This window comes from bacterium (genome assembly GCA_036504735.1).
Taxonomy (GTDB): Bacteria; Electryoneota; RPQS01; order RPQS01; family RPQS01; genus DASXUQ01.
In genome coordinates this window covers 153644-177705 of the sequence record DASXUQ010000002.1, presented here as the reverse complement: position 1 = coordinate 177705, position 24062 = coordinate 153644, and the positions used below count along the sequence as shown (strand labels likewise).

At 58.3% G+C, this 24062-nt stretch carries 21 protein-coding genes; 11 read left to right on the top strand and 10 right to left on the bottom strand.

Going from position 1 to position 24062, the window contains the following annotated elements:
- Positions 1–52 precede the first annotated feature (52 nt).
- The 4 genes from VGL38_01055 to VGL38_01040 are packed head-to-tail and all read right to left on the bottom strand — an operon-like array spanning position 53 to position 2574.
- A complete protein-coding gene (locus VGL38_01055) occupies positions 53–1195 on the bottom strand; it encodes a cobalamin-independent methionine synthase II family protein (GenBank protein HEY3294006.1) in 1143 nt (380 codons plus the stop codon).
- A 20-nt stretch (positions 1196–1215) separates the two neighbouring features.
- Positions 1216–1956 (bottom strand): OsmC family protein, encoded by a 741-nt coding sequence (locus VGL38_01050; GenBank protein HEY3294005.1) that lies wholly within the window; start codon positions 1954–1956, stop codon positions 1216–1218.
- 9 nt (positions 1957–1965) lie between these two features.
- A complete protein-coding gene (locus VGL38_01045) occupies positions 1966–2325 on the bottom strand; it encodes a DsrE family protein (GenBank protein ID HEY3294004.1) in 360 nt (119 codons plus the stop codon).
- Positions 2326–2328: 3 nt separating this feature from the next.
- Positions 2329–2574 carry a sulfurtransferase TusA family protein gene (locus VGL38_01040; protein HEY3294003.1) on the bottom strand — a complete coding sequence of 82 codons (246 nt, stop codon included), beginning with the start codon at positions 2572–2574 and terminating at the stop codon, positions 2329–2331.
- A gap of 185 nt (positions 2575–2759) precedes the next feature.
- Between VGL38_01040 and lepB the strand changes: the two genes are divergently transcribed.
- The 3 genes from lepB (at position 2760) to VGL38_01025 (ending at position 7103) form a co-directional block, all read left to right on the top strand.
- The gene (lepB, locus tag VGL38_01035) at positions 2760–3473 is read left to right on the top strand and encodes a signal peptidase I (protein ID HEY3294002.1); all 714 of its coding nucleotides are present in this window, start codon (positions 2760–2762) and stop codon (positions 3471–3473) included.
- A 111-nt stretch (positions 3474–3584) separates the two neighbouring features.
- Positions 3585–4175 carry a DedA family protein gene (locus VGL38_01030; protein ID HEY3294001.1) on the top strand — a complete coding sequence of 197 codons (591 nt, stop codon included), beginning with the start codon at positions 3585–3587 and terminating at the stop codon, positions 4173–4175.
- Positions 4176–4358: 183 nt separating this feature from the next.
- Complete coding sequence (locus tag VGL38_01025) at positions 4359–7103, top strand: fibronectin type III domain-containing protein (GenBank protein HEY3294000.1); 2745 nt, start codon at positions 4359–4361, stop codon at positions 7101–7103.
- A 76-nt stretch (positions 7104–7179) separates the two neighbouring features.
- Here VGL38_01025 and VGL38_01020 read toward each other — a convergent pair whose 3' ends face one another.
- The 6 genes from VGL38_01020 to VGL38_00995 form a co-directional block, all read right to left on the bottom strand.
- Complete coding sequence (locus VGL38_01020) at positions 7180–8073, bottom strand: T9SS type A sorting domain-containing protein (GenBank protein HEY3293999.1); 894 nt, start codon at positions 8071–8073, stop codon at positions 7180–7182.
- A gap of 22 nt (positions 8074–8095) precedes the next feature.
- Positions 8096–8632 (bottom strand): hypothetical protein, encoded by a 537-nt coding sequence (locus VGL38_01015; protein ID HEY3293998.1) that lies wholly within the window; start codon positions 8630–8632, stop codon positions 8096–8098.
- Positions 8633–8642: 10 nt separating this feature from the next.
- Positions 8643–10463 (bottom strand): carbon starvation protein A, encoded by a 1821-nt coding sequence (locus VGL38_01010; GenBank protein HEY3293997.1) that lies wholly within the window; start codon positions 10461–10463, stop codon positions 8643–8645.
- A gap of 640 nt (positions 10464–11103) precedes the next feature.
- Positions 11104–12828: an NAD-dependent malic enzyme gene (locus tag VGL38_01005; protein ID HEY3293996.1), complete on the bottom strand. Its 1725-nt coding sequence runs from the start codon at positions 12826–12828 to the stop codon at positions 11104–11106.
- Positions 12829–13082: 254 nt separating this feature from the next.
- Positions 13083–14024, bottom strand: coding sequence for a bifunctional molybdenum cofactor biosynthesis protein MoaC/MoaB (gene moaCB, locus VGL38_01000; GenBank protein ID HEY3293995.1), 942 nt, complete (start codon positions 14022–14024; stop codon positions 13083–13085).
- 105 nt (positions 14025–14129) lie between these two features.
- The gene (locus VGL38_00995; GenBank protein ID HEY3293994.1) at positions 14130–14747 is read right to left on the bottom strand and encodes an NTP transferase domain-containing protein; all 618 of its coding nucleotides are present in this window, start codon (positions 14745–14747) and stop codon (positions 14130–14132) included.
- Between the two features lie 219 nt (positions 14748–14966).
- Here VGL38_00995 and VGL38_00990 point away from each other — a divergent pair, with 219 nt between their 5' ends.
- From VGL38_00990 to VGL38_00955, 8 genes are all read left to right on the top strand, one after another.
- Positions 14967–15479 carry a MarR family winged helix-turn-helix transcriptional regulator gene (locus VGL38_00990; protein HEY3293993.1) on the top strand — a complete coding sequence of 171 codons (513 nt, stop codon included), beginning with the start codon at positions 14967–14969 and terminating at the stop codon, positions 15477–15479.
- Between the two features lie 23 nt (positions 15480–15502).
- Positions 15503–16741 carry an FAD/NAD(P)-binding oxidoreductase gene (locus tag VGL38_00985; GenBank protein HEY3293992.1) on the top strand — a complete coding sequence of 413 codons (1239 nt, stop codon included), beginning with the start codon at positions 15503–15505 and terminating at the stop codon, positions 16739–16741.
- On the top strand, positions 16738–17403 hold the full coding sequence (locus tag VGL38_00980; protein HEY3293991.1) for a DUF1641 domain-containing protein: 666 nt from the start codon (positions 16738–16740) through the stop codon (positions 17401–17403). Before VGL38_00985 ends, VGL38_00980 begins: the two co-directional genes overlap by 4 nt.
- 253 nt (positions 17404–17656) lie before the next feature.
- Complete coding sequence (locus VGL38_00975) at positions 17657–17974, top strand: TusE/DsrC/DsvC family sulfur relay protein (protein HEY3293990.1); 318 nt, start codon at positions 17657–17659, stop codon at positions 17972–17974.
- A 93-nt stretch (positions 17975–18067) separates the two neighbouring features.
- A complete protein-coding gene (locus VGL38_00970) occupies positions 18068–18538 on the top strand; it encodes a DsrE/DsrF/DrsH-like family protein (protein HEY3293989.1) in 471 nt (156 codons plus the stop codon).
- Between the two features lie 342 nt (positions 18539–18880).
- On the top strand, positions 18881–19891 hold the full coding sequence (locus tag VGL38_00965) for a T9SS type A sorting domain-containing protein (GenBank protein HEY3293988.1): 1011 nt from the start codon (positions 18881–18883) through the stop codon (positions 19889–19891).
- Positions 19892–20182: 291 nt separating this feature from the next.
- A complete protein-coding gene (locus VGL38_00960; GenBank protein HEY3293987.1) occupies positions 20183–21697 on the top strand; it encodes a T9SS type A sorting domain-containing protein in 1515 nt (504 codons plus the stop codon).
- 254 nt (positions 21698–21951) lie between these two features.
- Positions 21952–24057: a S9 family peptidase gene (locus VGL38_00955; GenBank protein HEY3293986.1), complete on the top strand. Its 2106-nt coding sequence runs from the start codon at positions 21952–21954 to the stop codon at positions 24055–24057.
- The last annotated feature ends 5 nt before the right edge of the window (positions 24058–24062 follow it).

The following is a 24062-nucleotide window of genomic DNA, read 5'->3' as shown; positions in this document are numbered from 1 at the left end:
AAAGCCCCGCCAGATTGCGGGGCTCTTTTTGCTCTGACCATGAATGCCGGTTTTATGCGCGCAGCACCTTTGCCGCCGCACTGATTGCCGAGAGCTTCTGTCCCGCAATCTCTTCCGTGCTCACCGGCCGATCGGCAAAGGTTCCGAACCCGCAATCCGGATTCAAAAATATCTTCTCTGCCGCCCGCTTCTTCAAAAGTCCGCGCACCTTGTCCACAATGAACTCCACAGACTCGATCTCCGACGTCCGCGGATTCACCACGCCTAAACCAATCTCTTTCTCTTCGGGAAGCGCCGCCAGCACGTCCACACTTCCTGCACGATCTGTGGCATATTCCAGCACAAACTGGTCGACGTTCATCCGCGAAAAATACGGCACCAGTGGATCATACGCTCCCGCCAGCAGTACATCTTCCTTGCGGCTCCAGTTGCCCCGGCAGACATGCAATCCCGTGCGGATCCCGTCCACGCCCTTCACCACCTCGTTAATCAGCTCCACCGCAAAGTTCAGTTCGCTTTCGGGACTTGCCTTCTCCGACAGTGCCGCGCACATGAACGTATGCGTCGCATGTGGCCCGGCGAACGCGACTTCCGACAGCACCGGCTCATCGAACTGCACAAAGGCGCAGCCCGCTTCGCGCAGCGCCAGCAACTCTTCACGCAGCAGCCGCACCACATCTTCGCCGAGACTCTCCTTGGTAGGATAAATCTCCGCCGTGAGACTCTTCACCCACATCGAGCGTGTCAACAGATACGGTCCGGGCAGCGCAACCTTAATCGGTTTCTGCGTGTGCCGTTTCAAAAAAGCCACATCCTCTGCGGCCAACGTCTTCCGTCTCGCAATCTTTCCCGTCACCACCGGATTGCGGATCGCGAAGGCCGGTACATCCAGCGCCTGCAAGATCCGCTCGAAGGCGGCCTTGTCTTCCACGTGGTCGAGCAACTCCGCCAGACTGTAAAGGGTCACGCCATCCGTGCGGTCCGCGATAAACGAATAGAAATTGTCCCGCCGCTGCTCGCCGTCCGTCACCAGATCCGCACCTGCTTCTTCCTGCACCCGCAGTGCGCGCAGCACCTCCGCATCCGCTCCTGTCTGAAACTCTTCCGCGCTGATTTTCCCGCGCTGTTTCCGCCGCAACAGATCGAGCATCGCCGCACTGCGCGGCAGGCTTCCCACTGTGGTTACCGGAAACAGCGGCATCCCGTTTCGATTGGTCATACCACTCTCATGCTGATGTCCATCGCCGCGCCGCGTCCAATGCTATTCAACACAGGCGAAACCTCCACCGTGTGCCGCCAGATTTCCTGTAGCACGTTCTCCTCCGCATCCGCCTGCACATACACCGTGCCGTGAATCTCTTTGAACCCGCTGTGCCCTTCCGTCTCCGTGCCGAGGAACACGAAGATATTGTCGATTTTTCCGCTGAGCACCATCTCGATCTGCTCGACAACAATCCCGCGCCGCGACGCATGGATCTGAAAACCCATCGTCAGGCACGAGCCGACCGCTCCCAGCAGATATTCCACCGCGCTCGGAGCGGCATCCTGCACGTCAAAGCTCGCCGGCTGCCCAGCCTCCCACGCATGATTGCGCGCATACACTTTCGTTGTCGGCCCGCCCGACCATCGCACCCGCGTCTGCCACGCAAAATCCCGTGCGGCTTGTTCCGTCTTCTCTTCGGATGCCGCGTCATCTCCGCGCCGCACGAAGAACTTGTTGGAAGCCTCCGTTTTGCGCCATCCCAAAAACGGATTGCGCGTCATCCGGCACCACGCGGGAAGATCCTCACACACGGAGGTCTCCGTACTGCGAATCTCCAGCACGCCGCCCGGTTGTACCGCATCCATCGCCTTGCGGATCACCAGCAGCAATCCCGATCCGCAATCCAAATTGCCGCCGTCGCATACCGCGCTGGCCGGAATGTCTTCCGTAATCTGAGGAGGCTGTTCAAGCATGAGGAGCCATCAATATGTAATCGAACTTCCACCCGTCACCAGAAACTCCACCACCTTGGCCCCGCCCACAATCGCCGTGTTGCCTGTCAGTTTGCTCTCATTCAGGCCGCGCTTCTTGAAGCACGGCGAGCATACCCAGATCGTCCCGCCGGCTCCGACATAATTATCCATCAATTCCTTCAGCGGCGCAAAGCCTTCCTCGTGAATGCTGTCGGCATATCCCTGCTGCGCGAGCCGTACGCCTTCTGTGCTCAGAAACACCACGGTCTCCACACCCGACGCCACTGAAGCGTTGGCCACCACAAAGCCCACCGTCGCCCGGTCCGCGTCATTCTTGGCATTGGTAATACTGATAAGCAACTTCGCCATGATTTACGTTTCCTTCTTTCGAATAAAGTAACTATTACTCTTAATGCCGGCCGGCCCGGCAACCAATTTATGTCCCGTCATTCCGCACCACGCGGGAATATCCACGACGGCGCCTGTGTCGTCGGCGCGGAATTCCAGAAGCTGACCCGGCTCAATCGCCTTGATCGCTTTCATCAGCGCCATCGCCAGTTCGCCGCATCCCAACCCGGCGGCATCATATACAGAATCGGCTTGAAGTAATTCCATCATGTCCTACAGACCGCGTTTTATTGGCCAAAGTTCCCGATTCGTCCGGACTTTTGCAGAAGTGGATGGCGTGGCTCTGTGATGTCAAAATAAATCTGCGACAGTGGTGCTCGCATCGGGAACCTTTTACTTGTCAAAGTTGTCTAATATGTGACTGTTGTTCATCATTATGACAAACGAGTCCAATTATGTCTCAAAAAGAAAAGAAGATCGCCATCGCCAAGGTGAAATGGCTCCGGCTCTGCCGCGAATGGGGCAAGGCCGCACTTCTCGCGGTCGTCATTGTCCTGCCCCTTCGCTCGTCCATCGCCGACTGGTATGAGGTTCCCACCGGCTCAATGAAGCCTACCATCATGGAAGGGGACCGGGTATTCGTCAATAAGCTTGCCTATGACCTCAAGGTGCCTTTCACCACATGGCACATTGCCACGTGGGGCGCTCCGTCGCGCGGCGATGTGGTGGTGCTTAAGTCTCCCACCGATGGAATCCGGCTGGTCAAACGCGTGATCGGCATTCCGGGAGACGTCATTGCCATGCAGAATGACCGCCTCACGGTCAACGGGCAGCCTGTAGATTACGCGCCCATCGACGAGAGCGCCTTTCACAAGGTCATGGTGAACGATGCCGATCACTACAAGTTCTTTGCAGAGGCTCTGCCGGGTAAAGATCATACGGTAATGATTACTCCCGGCACTCCCGCCATGCGCTCTTTCGGGGCGGTGCAGGTTCCCGCGGGCAGTTATTTTGTAATGGGAGATAACCGTGACAACAGCGCGGATTCGCGCTACATCGGCTTCATCTCCCGTGACCGCATCATGGGACATGCGCTGGCGGTGGTGATGTCTTTCAACTATGACAACTACCACTTGCCCCGCCTGAACCGTTTCCTGCTTCCCTTGTAACCGTCGGCAGACATCTCTTCGCGCAGCACACAGTGGCTCGCCCCAACGGCGAGCCATTTTGCCTTCTACTTTCAGTCTTTCAGAATTTTACAATTTCAGCCTTTTCTTCAAGTGCTCGATCTCGGCCTGTTAGTTCAAACGTGGGGCTATCCCATCGTCGTCGTCGGCACCGCTTTGCAGGGTGATGCTGCGTTGCTGATCTGTGGGTTTCTGGCCCATCAGGGGCACCTGAATGTGTTTCTGGTGTGGCTGACCGGCTCGCTCAGTGCCACGGCGGGCGATGTCATCTACTTTTATCTGGGCCGTCGCTGGGGAGAGAAGGTGCTGAACAAATTGCCCGGCATGGCGAAGACGAGTCTGGCGTGGGCGCGCGATGTGGTGGACCGCCATCCCAGCCGCGTGATGATCTTTATGCGCTATTTTTTCGGCGTGCGCATGGCCATGCCCATCATCTGCGGCATGTCCTCTATTCCCTTTGGCCGTTTTGTCCGCTACAACATCGCCACGGCTATTGTCTGGGCCGGAATCTTTGTCTGGGTCGGCTATCTCTTCGGCCTTGCGGCCAAAAAGTTTGTTGGACAGGTGGAGAAGTTCGAAATCATCTTCACCATCGTTCTGGCCGTGTTGGGAGTAGCCTACGGCCTGATCGCCAAGCGCGTCAGCAAGCGTTACATTCCCACAGATAAGGACAAAACTCCGTAGTCCTGTAATATAACCATTATTCAGACGTTACATAGCCACAATGTGATAAAGTACGGACGGTTCAGCACCGTCCGTACTTATTTTGGGGCATTGGTTGACATTTACGGAATAATGCATTTATTATAAGTTACTTTACTTGTTGACTTTTGGCTGAAATCTTTCATTTTTCGAAGGAGAAAGGCCATGAAGGCTCTCGGAATCGTCCTGCTTGCCCTGCTGATGAGCGCCATCCTGAGCGCTGGCTTTGCCCGCCCGGCTGTCGAACACACCGTTCGCGGCACGGTTCGCCTCGATGACGCCGATCCTGCCGCGACGTTCTCACTTATGGAGCATCGGATGGGCGCGGTTCGTACCACGCTTTCCAACTACGGCGTATGGGGCAACCCCAATGCCACTTCGGGCTATCACGGTTGGGAGTGGCCGATTAACAGCGGAAACAACTTTCTCTTTTCCGCCGGCGTGTGGGTCGGTGCGGAAATTGGTGCTGGCCACCGCGTGAGCACAACCACCGACGGTGACAATGGCACCGAGGAGTTCTGGCCCGAGCATATCGGCACGCACCCTCCACAAAATCCCAGTGCCGACTGGTGGGTGCAGTCCTGCTGTCTGACTCAGTATCGTGGCCGGCTCTATGAGCGCCTGGACTCGATCCGTGCTTACGAAGAGTTCTATGCGGCCTTTCAGGACAGCATTTCCCCTGTCTTTGTTCGCAGCATGGATCCCGACGGCCATGTGCCGCTCAGCGTGCACATCGCGCAGCGTACCCACGTCTGGCCGGGATACATCGCGCGGGACATCATCTTCGTGGATTACCTTATTCACAATATGGGACTCGATCCGCTGCATCACGTGTATCTCGCTCTGTTTGCCGATCCGGATATCGGCGCAGCAGGTGAGACCGGCGACAATGCCTCCGCCCATGACGGCAATTTCTATGATGACACCCGCCTGATGGCCGTGCAGGGCAAATACAATTTCTGGAGAGGCGCACCCACGCCCGGCCTATGGGCGATGAAGGTTACCGGCGCTCCGGTGCCGCTGGATCAGCTTCGCATCACGTTTCGCAACTTTGCCCGTCTAACCGGCGGTGATCCGCCTGTCGATGAGGACAAGTACAGCCTCATGTCCTCCGGAAACTCATCGGACACGTCGAGCCATGTGGACGATTGGCGGATGCTGCTCTGTTTCGGTCCCGCAGCCACCAATGGATTTGAGCTTGCGCCCGACAGCACGCTCTACATCAGCGTGGCCTTTCTCTCGGGTGCTAACCTGGACTCGCTGGATGTCAACGCGGCGCGCGCGCAGGCTCTCTTTGATTCCGGATACAACTACCATCCACCCGCACCCGCCGAGAACTTCCACGTCGTATCCAGTACGTCGGGAACAGTCACGCTCGCCTGGAGTCCGCCCAGCATCGGCACCTTCATCGGTTACAATCTCTTCGGACGTGATTCCGCCGGAGCAGGCCAGCAGGAACAATTCAACACCGCGCTGATCACCGACACCACCTTCACTGTCACCGGGCTGCAAAACGGCACGGACTGGCTCTTCCAACTGGAGACACGCGACACCAGCGGGCAGGGCAGCGTCTATGCCGAAGTGCTGAGCCGTGTGGGCGCCGCGCTTCCGGTGACCGGCCTCAGCGGACACACCGAGCAGGGCGCCGTTACACTGAATTGGAACCCAAGCTCCGAGCCGAATGTGACCGGCTACCGTGTCACTCGAACGACCCGCCTGACCTCGGGTGTCGTGGATACCGCGCTCTTTGCAACCACTGCCCCGGCCTATCAGGACAACACTCCCCGTCGCGGCTATGACAATATCTACCGTGTGCAGGCCGTCAACGACCTCGGAATCTACAGTTTCTACAGCGATTCGGTAGATCTGGTGCCGTGGGCTCCGCAGAGCCGCATTCTGGTGATGGATGAAACCGCGCCCGGCACACCGGCTGCGGGAGCCATTCCCGCCGACAGCGCCACCGCGCTTTATCAACGCCTGATGACGGCCATCGGCCAGCCCTTCGACTACTGCCGCGAACCGGGGTGCGGCACCACCGACTCGCTGGCGCGCTATGATCTGGTCATCTGGTGCAACGAGAACCGCGCCACGTCCAGCAATGACACGCGAGAGGATGCGCTGCGCCGCTATGTTGCCGCGGGCGGCAGACTGCTGCGCATTTCCCGGGAATTCTGCGCGGGAACCCTGCATCTGGCCGAAGGCATCAACCGCGCCACGGCGACGTGGGCATCGCTCGCTCCGCTGCAGCTCGATTCGGTTTACGCGTCGATGTATCATGTGAACCGGCCGGGCATGCAGTTCTCCGGCGCCACCTCAGCGCATTCCGGATTTCCGAGCTTCGCGCTGGACACGGCGCGGGTGCATTTCATCCGCTTCGGCACCAACCGCTATGACTATTTACCGGAGGTGGACCTGCTCTGGCCAACCGGCAACACGAGCGTGCTCTACCGCACCGTAGTGCTGTCCACCGACAGCTCCGGCTTTTCCAACCAGCCGTGTGGAGTGATCGGTCCCGGTGAGATCGTGCTCACTTTCCCGTTGTACTTCCTGCACGAGAGCGACGCGCAGACGATTCTGTCCGCCTGCATCGACACCCTGCGCTCGATGAATCTGGATGTACCAACACCGCCTCCTGCACCGCTTCCGCGCAGCACAGTGCTTCACCCGAGTTATCCCAATCCTTTCAATCCTGTCACCACGCTGCGATTCGATCTGTCGGCGATGAGGCATGTGCGGCTGGCCATCTACAATATGCTCGGGCAGCAGGTGGCTGTGCTGATGGACGGAATGATGCCGGCGGGAGCGCATGAGCTGACATGGAATGCCGGTGAGTATTCCTCCGGTCTTTACTTCGCGGTGCTCGAAGCCGGAGAAGTGCGTCAGACACAGAAGCTGATACTGTTGAAGTAGCTTCTCTTCCCATTGGATCACAACAAAAGAGCCCCGCGCGATGCGGGGCTCTTTGCATAGGCGGTGATCACGGCGGCTACTTCAGCAGCAGCAGCTTCTGCGAGGCATTAAACTGCTCGCCGGTGATGCGGGCCACATAGACTCCTGTGGGGAGCGCCGACGCGTCGAAGGTCAGACGGTGCTCGCCGGTGGCGAACAGATCGCGCGCCAGCGTCTGCCGCTCGCGACCGTTAAGGTCATAGACCGTAACCGTCAGGCGCTGCGGCGCAGTCAGGGTGAAGGAGAGTGTTGTCGCCGGATTGAAGGGGTTGGGATAGGCCGACAGTTTCGCGCTCTGTGGCAGCGGCGCGCGCAGTTCGTCCGCGCCGAGTGTAATCGTGGAGGTGGCGAGGGAATCGCGCGCAGCATCCACGTTTACCGCCCACAGCGAGTACTCATAGGTGGCGCCATGGTTCACCAGCGTATCGGTCCACGCGTAGTTGTGAGGGACGTTGCTGGAGTGTCCGGTTACCGACGCCACCCACGTGCCGTTGCGGAAAATCTCGAAGCGCACGTTGTTGATCTCGCTTAAGGCTACCCAGTTAAGCTGCGCCAGTCGCGGACCGCCATGGGTCAGAAAATTGCCGAGCGCTACCCAGTGCGGGGGAATCACGATCACGCTGGCGATGGAATCGCGTCCCGACGTGCTGCCGGTCTTCAGCGTATAGCGGTAACGGGTCTCGTTGACCGCATGCAGGTCGGTCCAGGAGTATTCCCACGGCTGCGTGGTCGTGCCGTGTCCCGTGATCTGCACCTGCGAGGTGTCGTTGCGCCAGATCTCGAAAAAGTAGTTGTTGGTTTCAGTGGTGGTGCCCCACTGGAAACGCACCTGTCCCGAGCCGGGAATGGCTTCGAAATGCGCGAGGTCCACCGTTCCGAACGCGAGCGCGGCGCACAGAGCAAGTCCGAAAATCAGAGCAAGAGTTCTCATAGGGATTCCCTCCGGTGAGTGGTCAGGCGGTCTTCTTCGGTGCAGTGAGTCCCATGATCAGGCCCAGCGCCACCGACCAGAGCGCGGCCAGACCGATTTGAAAGTCCTTGGGCAAGGAAAACGTAATGGTATGCGCGGGGATCCAGAACCAGAGCAGTGTCAGCCACGCCTTCTGTATTCCGGCCATATCCCAGCGGCGCGCGAGCAGGTTCTCTTCGACGCGATGGATGAACATCATCTGCGGGCCGAAGAACAGATTGGTGTTCACCGACAGCACAAAGGCCATGCCCACGGTGCCCGTCAGAAACTCCGGCACCAGGCTGTGCTCGTTCAGCGAGGCCACAAAGCCGCGCATTCCGGTAAAGCCGAGCTTGATAATAATTCCCAGCACCGCCCAGGCGGCGATTTTCCCCAGCAGAATCGTCAGCGAGCAGGGCAGGGCGGCCTGCTTGACACGCAGCCAGAACGACAGCAATTCACCGAGCGTTCCAAGCAGCGCAAACTGAATCGCCGCGGAGGTGAAGGGAGACCCTGTGACCCATTGAATATACCAATCCATCAACAACAACTCACTTTCGGGCGGTGGAAACACGCACGGGTTCGGGCATCATGGCCGCTGGTCCATAAAGGGTGTCCCACCATTTTTTCATAGAGGTCACAAGCACGAAAACCACACAAATCATCATCACCGCCGTAAGCGCCGAATCCAGATACCCAAGCAGGGGATTGGTGAGGGCCAGTGGCAGGAAGTTGTTGAAGATGTTCTCCCAGCCCGCGGTCAGAGTGGCCACCATGACAAAGGCCATGGGCAGCGCGGTGATCCATGCATAGCGGGCCTTGCCGAGATGAATGATCACGGTGGTGGCGACGCACAAACCGATGCCGGCCAGCAGTTGATTGGCCACGCCGAACATCGGCCAGATGGTGCTGATGGAGCCGGTGTAGATGAAATAGGACCACGACACGCAGACGATCAGGCTGGTGATCAGGTTGCCGGGAAGCCAGTTGTGCTCCCCTAATTTGGGATGCAGGCGGCCCAGCGATTCCTGCACCAGAAAACGGGCGACGCGGGTGCCGGTATCAATGGTGGTGAGGATGAACAGCGCCTCGAACATAATCAGGAAATGATACCAGTAGGACATCAGGCCGCTCATGCCGGGCAGTTTGGAGAAGATGTGGGCGACGCTCACGGCCAGCGACACCGCGCCGCCGGGGCGGCCTTCCACATTCTCGCCCACTTCCCGCGCAAGCTGCGGCAGTTCCACCTGTGTCATGCCCAGCGTTTGGAATTTTGCCGGGGGAACATTGATAGCGAAGTAGTCACCGGTGTTCAGGCAGCACACCGCCACGAGGCAGGTGATGCCAATCAGGCCTTCGGTGATCATCGCGCCGTAGCCGATGGTGCGAATGTCCGATTCGCGGCTGATCATTTTGGGAGTGGTTCCGGAGCCAACCAGTGAATGGAAGCCGCTGATGGCTCCGCAGGCAATGGTAATGAACAGGTACGGGAACAGGGCTCCGGGAATGATCGGTCCGCCACCGGAGGCGAACTTACTCAGCATTGGCGCCTGCATGGTGGGATGCACGATGATGATGCCGACCACAAGCAGCGCGATGGTGCCGAGCTTCATATAGGAACTCAGGTAGTCGCGTGGCACGAGCAGCATCCACACCGGCAGCACGGAGGCCAGAAAGCCGTAGATCACCAGACCGGTGGTGATCTGGGTCTGATTAAAGGTGAAGATGCCCGCCGCGCCGGAATTGGCGATAGTGCGGCCAAAGATCACGGCGGCGAACAGCAGGCTCACCCCGAAGATCGTAGCCTCGGTAATTTTACCGGGGCGGATCTTCTGCGTGTGGAAACCCATGTAGATGGCAATGGGCACCGTGCAACCGATGGTGAACACACCCCACGCACTGTCTTTAAGCGCGTTGACCACCGCCAGACCGAGACCGGAGAGCGAGATGATCACCACAAACAGAATGGCAATTCCCGCCATGAGCCCTGCCAGCGGCCCGATCTCACTGCGGGCAATGTCGGCCAGCGATTTGCCGCCATGCCGCACTGAGGCAAAGAGCAGAATGAAATCATGCACCGCGCCGGCCAGCACCGAGCCGATGAGCATCCACAGAAAGCCCGGCATGAATCCGAATTGCGCCGCCAGCACAGGCCCGATGAGTGGGCCCGCTCCGGCAATGGCGGCAAAATGGTGGCCGAAGAGCACCCACTTGCCGGTCGGCACAAAATTGTTGCCGTCACTCTGTTTGAAGGCCGGAGTGACTCGGGAATCATCGAGCACCGCGACCTTGGTCGCGAGAAACGCGCTGTAGTAGCGGTAGGCAAGGGCCAGCACGCAGAGTGTGCCGACCATGAAGGGAAGAGAATTCATGCGCCTTTGTCCGGGAGCTTACATCGTCACTACGGAGACGTCACGCCTGCAAAACCTGCGAGATGCGTCGATGTGTTCGCATCGAAAATGTTTTTTGACCAAACGAACCACTTAACCCGAAGAAAACGCTGAAAATCTGAGAATCTGAAAGGCTGAAAAAAGACGCCAAAAGCCATAGAAACCAGGATGCCAAAAGAAAAGCGGGAAATTGTCTTCGCACCTGCCTTTTTGCCTCGGCGAATACCCGTGCACCGTCACAATATATGAACGGGTGGGCAGGGTTGTCAAGCGGCATGGAGAACGCAAAATAGGCAATTAGAAATCGGAAATGGGAAAGCGGAGGCTGGGCCTCGCTTTTGGGATGGGCGGCGAGAGGCCCCTTTCGAGATGAACCGAAGCGGCGACCTCCGGTTTGGCGCGGATTATCAGCCCGAAAGGCAGCAATATGGTGTCGGCGGCAAGCCGCCGACACCGCAGTTTTTAGGGATATATGTTCTTTCGCGAGGCGGGCGGATCTAAGATCCGCCCCTCAGATAACCGCTCTGCGGGCGGTTTGAAAGAGCGCAGCAAGCTGCGCAACTACACAAGGATTACCTGAAATGGAAGAATGCGTAGTTGCACAGCTTGCTGTGCGAGTATCTTACTTCATGGGGCGGGAGCGGTAGGGGTAGTAGTGCGGCTCCCACATGGCGGCGTGGATGAGGTGCTCGAGGCGCTCATCGGACTCGCGGATGCCGAGACCCTCCTCGCGGGCCTGGCGGGCGACGGCCATGGCGACTTCGAAGCTGACCTGCCGGATGTGCTTCAGCGACGGCAACAGCATGCCATTCTCGCGCTGCTCGGGAGACACCATCTTGGAAATGGCGCAGCTTGCCGCGTGGAACATGCTGTGCGTAACCCGCGACGCCTGACAGACAATCGCACCCAGACCGACGCCGGGGAAGATGTAGAGGTTATTGCATTGGGAGATGTGCAGCTCGCGGCCATTGGGCAGACGCACCGGCGCGAAGGGACTTCCCGTCGCCATCAGCGCGCGGCCATCGGTGGCGCGCATGACCACATCGGGCGTGGTCTCGCACTTGGCCGTAGGATTGGACAGGGCCAGCACCACGGGACGGTCACAATGCTTCATCAGTTTGCGCAGCAGCGGCTCATCGAAGACGCCGGGCTGAGCGGAAAGGCCGATCAGCGTCGTGATCTTGCCGTGCTCCACCACTTCGGCCAGTGTCGGCGGACGGTCGTGGGGGATCGGCCAGTTGGCGGCCACGTCGCTGGGCTGGCAGAAGGGCGCCTGATACGGCTCCACCTTCATGCCGTCCATCAACAGTCCGGGAAGATCGAAGGCGAAGATGCGGCGGCGGGCCTCATCAAGGGGCGTGCCTTCTTCTTCATGCATCATGGTGCAGATGGCATTGGCCACACCGCTTCCGGCCTGACCGAAGCCGAGGATCGCCACCCGCTCATCACACATGTCGCGCCCGGTAATCTTCTTGGCGGTCATCAGAGCGGCGGCGGCCGTTGCGCCCGTGCCCTGAATATCGTCATTGAAGCAGGGCAGGCGGTGGCTGTAGCGGTCCAGCAGATTGAAGGCATTGTGCTTGCCGAAGTCTTCCCACTGCAACAGCGCGCGGGGAAACATGCGGCGCACACCCTGCACGAAGCGCTCGACGACTTCATAGTAGGCATCGCCGGTCAGACGGCGCTGGCGGATGCCGAGATAGAGATGATCGTCCAGCAGTTGCTGGTTGTTGGTGCCGACGTCGAGGCAGATGGGAAGCGTCGACGCCGGATGAATACCCGCGGCAGCGATGTAGAGCGCCAGCTTGCCGATGGGAATACCCATGCCGTTGGCGCCCAGGTCGCCGAGACCGAGAATGCGCTCGCCGTCGGTGACGACGATCAGCGAAATGTTGGGCAGACCGACGCTCTCCAGAATCTCTTCCACCGCGACGACGTTTTGCGGAGTGATGTAGACGCCGCGGTAGTGGCGCATGATGTGCGACATCTGCGTACAGGCCTGGCCCACGGTAGGCGTATACACAATGGGCAGCATCTCTTCAAGATGACGCATCATCAGCGCGTAAAACAGGGTCTCGTTGCGGTCGAGCAGGGATTCAAGAGCGATGTACTTGCCGAGGTCCGTGCGCTTGGAAGAGTAGTTCTCGTAGGCGCGTTCGATCTGATGTTCGAGGGAACCGACACTGTCGGTAATCAATCCGGTGAGGTGGAATTCATTGCGTTCCTGATAGGGGAAGGCGCTGCCCTTGTTGAGTAGCGGGTCGCGCATCAGGGCATAGCCCTTTTCGGGAACTTCGTAATAAATTTCCTGCGTGAGCGGGTCCACACGCATTTCAAAGCGTTTCATGGTCAATACCCAGTGATGTTCAGTGCCTGCAAGCAGCGTCGGCGGGCGATTCAGACGACCTGTGCATCCGAAGAGTCCGCTTTACAAGCAGTGGCAGAACAGACGTTAAGAGAATGAAAAAGTAATGGCTTGCGGGTTGCACCGCAGAAGAAATATAGTCTTTTTGACTCACTCTTTCAAGTGCAGATTGGAAACGCAAAAGAGCACGCCTTGCCGTGCTCTTTTGACTGTAGGCTGTAGTCAGAACGGACGGATCATCCGGCGGTTTCCGGGCGGGCTTTCTTTTCGGGATGCGCACCGCCCCACAGGATTTTGAAGGAGTGCAGCAGGCCGGGGAAGAGCGCGTCGAGGGCCTCGGCAACGCCCTTCTTGGATCCGGGCAGATTGATGATAATCGTATGGCCGCGAATGCCGGACTTGCCGCGGGTGAGCATGGAGTGCGGTGCGCGTTCCTGACCGTAGGCTCGCAGGGCCTCGGGAATGCCGGGAATCTCGCGCTCGATGACGGTGGTGGTGGCTTCGGGCGTGTGATCCCGCGGGCCGAAACCGGTGCCGCCGGAAGTCAGCACCAAATCCAGCGACATTTTGTCGGCATAGCTCACCAGGGCCGGGGCAATGGCCAGCGGATCACAGGCAACGACTTTGTAGTCTTCCACACGGAGGCCTTCGCCGCGCAGGCGGTCGGCGATGAGTTTGCCCGCCAGATCCTCTTTGTTCCCGGCGGCAATGGCATCGGACACTACCAGCACGGCAGCGCGCAGGGGCTTGGCAAAGCTCTCGCGGTAATCGAAGCGACTGCCTTTCTTGATCACCAGCCGGATGCGGTCGATCTCCAGGGTGTCATCAAAGACCCGGATCATGTCATAGATCGTGAGTGCGGCGGTGGAGGTGGCGGTCAGGGCCTCCATCTCCAAGCCGGTGCGGGCGATGGCTTTGACGGTGGCGGTGACGACGATCTCCTTTTCGCCGATGGCAAAGAGTATTCCGACAAATTCGACCGGCACCGGATGAACAAGGGGGATCAGTTGACTGCAATTCTTGGCAGCCTGAATTCCCGCGACGCGGGCGACTTCAAGCACGTCACCCTTGGGAATGTCCTTGCGCTGAATGCGTTCAATGGTCTCCGGGCGCATATGGACCGTCGCTTCGGCGGTGGAGATGCGCAGCGTGTTAGTCTTGCGAGTAATATCATGCATAATACCGTACTCCCTCATCCTCGTAAGCGCATAATGCCGTAACTATGGATACAATAAGTCTTCAAAGAGCGAAAGCAAAACGGAAAACGCCGAATGGCTGCGATCTCAGATGGAGATGTTGTTGTGTCCGGCCAACTGCTGTAGCCGCTCAAGCTGGGCGGGCGGGTTGACGGTCAGCAGGTGGTTCTCTTCCATCTGGGAAAGGGGAACCCAGATGGGCGGGCATTGCCGGGTAAGATGGCGCAGGGAGGGACAGTCCGACTTCAAAGTCTGGCGCACATCCTCCAGCAGCGAGGCCGGGTAATAGCCCGGGAAGGGATGAAAGGAGGTGCCGCGCGGCACGAGGAACAGGTGCGCGACGGATGGATGGGCTTCTATGAGCTGCCGCAGCAGCGGAATCGTCATAAACGGCTGGTTGCAGGTTGCCACCAGATAGCCGCTATCCAAGGTGCTGGCGAGCAGGACTTCGAGGCTGGACAGCAGGCTGCGCTGGGGATGAGGATCCTCGATCTGGCGGATGCGCTCATCCTGCGGCAGGGGTACGCCGCCATCTCCCACGATGACCACCGAACGGCAGACACTCAGCAGGGGGCGGAGCACATGCTCAAGCATGATTTTTCCATCCCACATGGGTTTCCCCTGCGGTGCAGAGCCGGAATACCGATAATCCGCGCCGATCAGGATAGCGCCGGTGTGCGGCCAAAGAGAAGAAGGTTCGTTCATGGAGCGATCAGCAGCCTAAAGAAACTGGACTTGCCGTTCAATTTACAACATCCTTTTGTCAACATCAATGGTTACAGGGCGTTTGCTTCAGATGGCGGATTGAAGGCCGAAGAGACCGGAGTTCTGCCTCTTGGGCGATAAACAAAACACTTATATAGTTATAAAACAGCAATATAAATAAATACTTTGTTAAAAAAGGGACTTGACATTTTGATAAGGTTGGCGTATCTTCATGCCATGAACTATTCGCAGGGTGAAGTAAAATCCGCCACGGAAGCACTGAGTGCGCAGGCGACTGGCCTCATGGCCCTCACGCATGAGCTGGCCTTGTGCTGTCAGGCCAAGGAAGAACAGATATTTACCCGGTTCCGCCTGTCGGTAGCCGAAGGGCGGGTGCTGCAGTCGGTGGCTAATCGGGGAGCCTCCACGCCGTCGGACGTGGCGCGCGATTTGGATCTGGGTCGCAGCCGGTTAACCTTGCTGGTGGATGGGCTGGTGGTGAAGAAATTCTTGAAGCGCGCAGAATCGGTGGAGGACCGCCGGGTGCGAACCTTGACCTTGACGCCGTCAGGCCGGAAGGTCGCGCGGGATGTGACGGAATTTCAGTTGGATTTTCATGAGCAGTTGCTGAAGAGATTCAAGCCCGAAGAGCGCGAGCAGCTTTTCCGGGTGCTGAACTCTTTGCACGGCGCGATTGAAGTGCTGCGAGAAGAGATAAGGGATAAGGGATAAGGGATAAGGGAAGACACTCCGATATGAAGAGACTTTTGATCTTGGGCGGCGGCACCGGGGGAACGATCATGGCCAACAGGCTGTCGCCGGTGCTCGACAAACGTGAGTGGCAGATCACGCTGATAGACGAATCGCGCGTGCATTACTACCAGCCGGGATTTCTGTTTATCCCCTTCGGAATCTATGCGCCTGATGATGTGATCAAGCCGAGCCGCGATTTCTATCCGTCGGGAGTGGATGTGATCACTGCGGCGGTGGATGTGATCGAACCGAAAGAGAACCGGGTCCGCCTGGCGGATGGGCGGCAGATCGGTTATGACTATTTGATTATTGCGACGGGTAGCCGAATTCATCCCGAAGAGATCGAAGGGATGATGGACGGCGGGTGGCGCAAGAACATTTTCGATTTCTATACCATCGAAGGCTCGACGGCGCTGGCGAACTTCTTCAAGTACTGGGAAGGCGGACGGCTGGTGGTGAGTATTGCCGAGATGCCGATCAAATGCCCGGTGGCCCCGCTGGAATTTGTGTTTTTGGCGGACTGGTGGTTTACGGAGCAGGGGATGCGGGACAAGGTGCGGATCGAGCTGGTGACGCCGCTTCCCGGAGCCTTTACCAAGCCGATTGCCTCGCGGTATCTTGGGGAGTTTCTGCAGCGCAAGAATATTGCCCTGACTACGGAATTTGCCATCGCCGGCGTGGACAGCGCGGCGAACAAGATTGTCTCCTGGGACAAGCGGGAAGTTGGCTACGATGTGCTGGTGACGATTCCTACCAACATGGGGGCGGAGGTGATCGGACGGTCGGGGATGGGAGATGATTTGAATTTCATCCCGACGGAAAAGCACACCTTGCGGTCGCGCGATTACGAGAATGTATTTGTGCTGGGCGATGCGACGAACCTGCCGAGTTCCAAGGCCGGGTCGGTGGCGCACTTCCAGTCGGACGTGCTGGTGGAAAATATCCTGCGGGCGGCGGAAGGGCGGGATCTCAAGGGGACGTTTGACGGCCATGCCAATTGCTTCATCGAATCGGGATTCGGCAAGGGTGTGCTGATCGATTTCAACTATGACGTTGAACCGCTGCCGGGGAAGTTTCCGTTGCCCGGCGTGGGGCCGTTCTCCCTGCTTGAAGAGACGAGGATGAACCACTGGGGCAAGATGACCTTCCGCTGGGTCTACTGGAATCTGCTGCTGAAAGGCGCTGAGATGCCGATTGAAGCCCAGATGACAATGGCCGGAAAGATGAGGCAGACCCGATGAGTGATGATGCACTGGCCGCGCGCCTCGAAGCCATCGAGTCGAAGCTGGACCGGATTACCGAGTACATCGAAGCCGAGAGCCGCCACCGCCGCGACATGCAGGAACTCAAGAGCGATCTGGCCTTGGTGGGCAAGGATCTGTTTCAGGCGGCAGTGATCGAACTGGACGACGTGGCGGAGCATTTCGATTCGCGGGATCTGCTGCGGCTGGTGAAGAAACTGCTGCGCAATACGCGGAATCTGAACCATATGCTGGACCAGATGTCGAGCACGGCGGATTTCTTCGAAGATATGAAGCCCATCGGCAAGCAGATGTTCCAGGAATTGCTGGAGACTCTGGACGAACTGGACCGCAAGGGCTATTTCACCTTCTTCCGCGAGATGACCGGAGTGCTGGACACGATTGTGACCTCCTACTCGGTGGAGGACGTGCGGGCCCTGCGGGAAAATGTGGTGTCGATTCTGAACACGGTCAAGAGCATGACCCAGCCCGACATGCTGAGTTCGATCAATAATGCGACGGGATTTTTCCGCAAGATGGATATCGCTGTGCAGAAGGATGTATCCCTGACGATGCTCATCAGGCAGATGGGCGATCCGGAGGTGCGGCGGGGGATTTACTTTTTGTTGCAGTTTGCCAAGAGCATGGCCAAGCAGGGCTAAGCCCTGCACCCGGGTCGCCTGCTCGGCGGCGTAGGGGTTCTACGTGAAGGCCGCGCGGTCCCCAAGAGCCGGACACTGACCAGGGTTGGATCTGCCGTAGGGGCACGACACGTCGTGCCCGCCTTGTGGGGCGGTCGATGTTACGCGGGCGGATCTAAGATCCACCCCTCCGACAACCGCCGTGCGAGCGGTTACGATATTTGCCAACAGAAGAGATTTCACACGACAAACATCTCATTTTGGAGAATACATTATGGCGACGAAGACATTGGCGGGAAAGACCGTCGAAGTGGACGAGGAAGGATTTCTGAAGAACCCGGCGGATTGGACGGAAGCGATGGCTCCGGAGTTGGCTCTGGAAGATGGGATCTCTGAGCTGACAGACGGACACTGGAAGGTGATCCGGTTTATGCGGGATGATTTTACGGCGAGCGGTCAGATCCCGACCATCCGCCGCATCAAGAACGCGGGCGGGATTCCGACGAATGTGCTTTATGAACTGTTCCCCAACGGTCCGGCGAAGAAGGCGGCACGGGCGGCGGGGCTGGGCAAGCCGCAAGGCTGCGTATGATTTGAAGGATGAAGGATGAAGGCGGAAGGATGAAGGCGGAAGGATGAAGGGGAGACCGGAGTCTGGGAACGAACGTAGACAGGGAGAACTCTGATGGCTGACGACAAAATCAAGAAGGTCTCGATAGTGATTTCGCGCGGATCGCTGGAAGGCATCTATCCGGGGCTGATTATGGGGAACGGTGCGCGGATGGAAGGCATCGAGGCGAATCTGTTTTTCACCTTCTTCGGACTGGAAGCGATCATCACGAAGAAGATGAACCATATCAAAGTGGCGACCGTGGGAAATCCGGGGATGCATATGCCGACGATGCTGGGGATGCTGCCGGGAATGTCGGCCTTTGCCACGGGGATGATGAAAAAGCAGATGGACAAGCTGGACATTCCGCCGATTCCGGAATTCGTGGAGATGGTGCGCGACGCCGGGGCTAAACTATATGCCTGCAAGGCCACGGTGGAGATGTTCGGTCTGAAGAAGGAAGACTTTTGCCCACAAACAGAAGCAATCATCAATGTTGGCAAGTTTTACGAGATATCGGCGGGCGGGCAGATTATCTTCACCTGAAGAAGAATCTGAAAGGCTGAAAATCTGAAAGACTGCAAGGCGACCGGATCATTTCCGGTCGCTTTTCTTGTGAGTTGAACATGCGCGCCTCTTGAGCATGTCGGAAATTTGATAAGCTGAAATATCACATTTTGAATGGAGCGTGACAGACAGTGCGCAATCAGGAGGTTAGCAAGTGTGAGAGATCGCATGGGTGGGGAGCGCACGGCAAATCGCAGATCTGGTTTTGTTGGCGAAAATTTTGCATCTTAGCGTGTTCCCGCCGCACATCATTGCGGCGGAAAGGATTAGAAGGTTAACCCATTGCTGGATTTTCAGCCAGCGATGAATTCCGGAGAAACTATGCGACGTGTGTTTATTACTGTGATGCTTCTTGTTGTGGTGTGTATTGTCCCGGCCTACTCGCAGATGACCCTGGTTGTGTGTGACCCTGCCAATGGCGGGACGGCAGGATTGAGCGACACCTTGTCCTGGATCTACAGCGCGGCGATTGATACGGCGGCGCGGTGGAACAATCCGGGCGCTTGCGTGGCCGTACTGAGTTTCGATCCCCCCAACTTCGAGGTGACGGATCACCGCTTCAGCCACGATTTGCGCGTGATGGCCCTGATGGTAGATCTGCAGGCGAATACGGACTATGTGTGGGCGTTCACCAATATCCGCAGCACGACCGGTGATTCCCTTGGTCTGCCGATTGTAGGAATGTTTACTACGGCCACTTCGGTAGGACAGCGGACCGTGTCAGGGCACGTGACTTATGCGGGCAACTCGGATGGCGCCATTGTGGCCCTGTTGGACCACAACCCGGACGAAGATACCGATCATTACGCACGGGCCGGTGCGGTACTGACCGCCGGTGATGGCAATTATACCGTCAGTTACGTGCGAGACGGCACCTATTGGCCTGTCGTGGTCCGCGACATCAACCACGACGGCGAGATTGATGACCGGGATGAAGGCGGAAACTACGACCCGAATCACGATGGACTCGCGAACAGCATTACCGTCAGCGGCGATAACCTGACGCAGATTGATTTTGAGATGGGGCTGATCGCGAACGGAGCGATTGTCCATCACGGAACGCTGCCGACGGCGATTTCGCTTTCGCAGAACTATCCGAATCCCTTCAACCCGACGACGGAGATTCAGTTCGCGCTGCCGAGCGTGCAGAAGGTGAAGCTGTCGGTGTTTGACATGCTGGGCCGGGAAATTGCGGTGCTGGCCAGCGGCACGATGAGCGCGGGCAGCCACACGGCACAGTTTGACGGCGCGGGCCTGCCTTCAGGAATTTACTTCTACCGTCTGACGGCAGGATCCTTCAGCATGACGCAGAAGATGCTGCTGGTGAAGTAGCAGGGGTACCGTGTCGCCTGCCCGGCGTCGAAGGGGTTCTACATGAAGAGCCGCGCGGAGTGTCATGCTTCGCGCGGCTTCTTTTGCTTGGCAGAGTAGGACGGAATTGCCGAACGGCGGTACGGGTGGTGAGGTCACATACCCACAATACAATGCTTTAGAACCGGAGGATGCGGAGAGCATTCTTTTTGCAATAGACAGACTGCCGATGCTTTCGGCAATGTTGCCGTGTGAGTGCGCATTGTCATAACAACTTCAAGGCAACATTCGATTCACAAAAAGGAATGCGGGATGAACAGGCGATTCTTTCTTTCACTTCTGGCGGCGGCGCTGCTGGCGACCGCGGCCCTGGGACAGATGACGGTAGTTTCAAGCGTACCGGAAAATGGCGCGGTAGGTGTTGCCACGGCCAGTACGGTGAGCTTTACCTTCAGCGAGCCGCTGGATACCTCGCGGCATATCGGGGATGAAGGGCTGTGCGTGAGTTTTCTGGCGCATGACCCGCAGGATTCGATGAGCCTCGCGGGGGTCTCCTACAGCGCCGACCTGCGGACGATGTCTCTGGACCTGGTGCATACCGCGAATACCGATTTTTTGTGGCTGGTGGAACTGGCGTGGAGCGCGACGGGAGACCTGCTTTCTATGCCGTACCCGCTGTGCTACACGACGGCGGCGAGCTTGGGAGAGTTTGCCGTGAGTGGAGCGGTCAGCATGGAGGGCGGCGGTTCACCCGTGGGAGCCGTGATGGGTCTGATGGATGTCAGTCCGTTTGGGGAGCATGGGACCCTGCTTGCCGGAACGGTGATCAGCACTGTGGGCGGAAGTTATACGGCGTCCTTTGTCCGCCCCGGCACCTACTATCCGATTAGTGCACTCGACGGCAATCACGATGGGAGCATGGACGGGGAAATGGATCTGATCGGCTACTATGATCCGGATCACACGGGCACTCCGCAGGCCATTACCGTCACGGACGCAAGTCTTCCCTCGGTGGATATGGTGCTGATGCACTTAAACCACTGGATCACTGCTCATGAGAGCCTCGACACGGTGCGGGCGATGGCAGCGGAATTCGGCAGCGATTTTCAACTGATGACGATCCGGTCGAACAGCGACAGCGTGGGCATAGACGGCAGGGCGCGCGGCTGGTCCTACATTTTCTTCTCACCGGAGCGCCAGCGCTGTTTGAGTCTGAACGTGGAATCCGGGCGCATTTCCCCGGACACGGCACAGAACAACCAGTTCCCGCCGAACATGCTGACGCTGCCGCTGGATTATCTGGACAGCGATACGATTATGGCGATTGCCGAAGAGAATGGCGGAGCGGAAATTCGCACGCAGCACAATATCCAGCAGATCAGCCTGATGGCAGGCAACCTGCAATGGTTCCTTCCGCAAAATCCGAACGCGATCGTTTGGGTTGCCGAATATAGCTGGCACGCGCAAGATTCGCTGTGGGAATCGTGGCGCGTGGCGCTGGATATTCACACCGGCGAAGTGGTGGTTCCCAACGCCGTGAGGCCTGCGCCGGCGGTTACGGCGGAAGGGTTTGCGCTGCTGCCGAATTTCCCGAATCCGTTTAACCCTTCGACGACGGTACCGTTTGTGCTGCCCAAGTCCGCGCACGTGGACTTAAAAGTCTACGACGTGGTGGGGCGCGAGGTGGCGACGCTGGTGAACGGCACACTGCCTGCCGGTGCGCACAGTGCGCGGTTTGAGGCGAATCATCTGCCCAACGGCATCTACTTCTGCCGGCTGCATGCCGGGCCGCAGATGCTGACGCGGAAGGTGCTGCTCCTCAAGTAGGAAAAAGCTGAAATACTGAAACGCCGAAAGTGAAGAGCCGCGCGGGTGTGAAAGCCTGCGCGGCTTTGATTTGTGTGTGCCTCCGGGGAGGTCGTGAGGTTGCAAGCGCGGGAACCGTAACCATGATGCAAGTGCTTGTAGAATGGTTTGTTATAAGCATGGGCGGGCGACAGGCTGCGGCTCGCAATCGTGAGGGAAGTTTTGCATCTTTTATGGATTCAGTCGGTGGCTCACAATTTAACAGGATTGATGCTATGATCCGGTTGCGTTTGGCGATGCTTGCCCTGCTGGCCGTGATGGGGCTGGCGGGCGTTTCGGCGGTGTGTCTGGCTCAGGGGACGGTGAGTGCTCCGGCGCGCACCCACGAGATTACTTTGGACGACTATTTTACGCAGGCGTTTATTTCCGACTGCGCGATTTCGCCGGACGGGCGGTATGTGGTCTACAGCGAAATGCGGTGGGAGCCGTCGGCAGAACGGCGCAACACGGAATTGTGGGTGGTGGACACCAAGAGTGGGGAGTCGCGGCGGTTGACGTTTGATCCGGCGGCGGATTCGGAGCCGCGTTGGAGCCATGACAGCAAGACCATTTATTTCCTGAGTTCTCGCGGCAAGGAAGGGGATCCGGCGCCGCTGAACAAGGAAACGCAGGTGTGGCGGGTGGCGGTGGACGGAGGCGAGCCGCAGGCGGTGACGCGGCTTCAAAAGGGTGTAAGCGCCTATGCCATGTCCCGCGACGGGAAGACGCTGTACTATTCTTCGCCGGTGGAGAAGGTTGCGGAGGATTTCAAAGACCTGCGCGAGGAATACAGCAAGCTGACCTACGGCAAGGGTGTGGACACGCACACGCAGGTGTGGAAACTGGATCTGACAAGCTGGCGCACGGACAAGCTGATTGACGAGCAGCGGTACATTGTGGAATTTGCGGTGTCGCCGGACGAGCAGAAGATTGCGATGATCACGCGCTATGCCGAACCGGATATCTGGAACGAAGGGTTCTCGCGGGTGGACGTGTACGATGCCGCCGCGCAGAAGGTGACCACTCTGGCCGATGAACTCTGGCGCAAGAACACGCCGTCACCTTATGGCTGGCTGGACGGGTTGACGTGGAGCGCGGACTCGAAGAAGCTGGCCTTCCGCGAATCCTTTGACGGGTATCCTTCGGAACTTTTGGTGGCACAGTGGAATGGCGCTACGGTGCAGAGTTTCCGGCTGAAGCGGCCTGAAGAGTTTTCTTTGGGAGATTCACCGCGGATGATGTGGATCGGCACCTCCAGCGATCTGTGCTTTTTGAGCGATGTGAAGGCGCGGGTGCGGGTGGCAGTAATCAGCGGGATTGAGGGGGGAAAGCAGGGCGCGTACCGGGTGCTGACACCGGGAGATATTGTGGCCGAGACCTTCAGCATGACTCCCGACGGAAAGAGTTTTGCAGCGGCGATCAGCGACACGACGCATCCGGCGGATATTTATTTCGGCGCGGTGGCGGGAAAGGGCGGCCTGAAGCGGCTGACGCGGGTGAATCCGCAGATTGACACGTGGAAGCTGCCGCATATTCAGGTGGTGTCCTGGAAGGGCGCGCACGGGGACAACGTGGAAGGGATTCTGGAACTGCCGTATGACTACAAGCCGGGGCAGAAGCTGCCGATGCATGTGGCTTTGCACGGCGGACCGACGGATGCGGATCATCTCTATTTTCAATACTGGATTTATGGACGCGGACTGTGGGCCTCACTCGGCTGGGCCGTGTTTGCACCGAACTACCGTGGCTCGGTGGGTTATGGCGACAAGTTTTTGACGGATCTGGTCGGACATGAGAACGAGATCGAAGTCGAGGACATTCTGACGGGCGTGGACGCAATGGTGGCGCGGGGGATTGCGGACTCTTCCAAGCTGGCGGTGTCGGGCTGGTCCAACGGCGGATATTTGACCAATTGCCTGATCACCAAGACGAACCGCTTTAAGGCGGCCTCGAGCGGCGCGGGCGTGCTTGATATGGCGATGCAGTGGGGCACGGAAGACACGCCGGGGCATGTGATCAATTTCCAGCAGGGGTTCCCGTGGTCTAACCCGAATGCCTACCGCAAGGCTTCCCCGCTGTGGGATGCGGACAAGATTACCACACCGACCCTGATTCACGTGGGCGAGGACGATGAGCGCGTGCCGGCGGTGCATGCCCGCACCTTATTCCGCGCGCTGAATTTCTACCGGAATATTCCGTCGGAACTGGTGATGTATCCGGGACAGGGCCACGGGCTCATGACCTACACGGACCGCAAGGCGAAGCTGGCCTGGGACATAGCGTGGTTTGATAAGTATGTGCTGGGGAAGAAGGCTGAAGGAACGATGAACGATAAACGATGAACGAG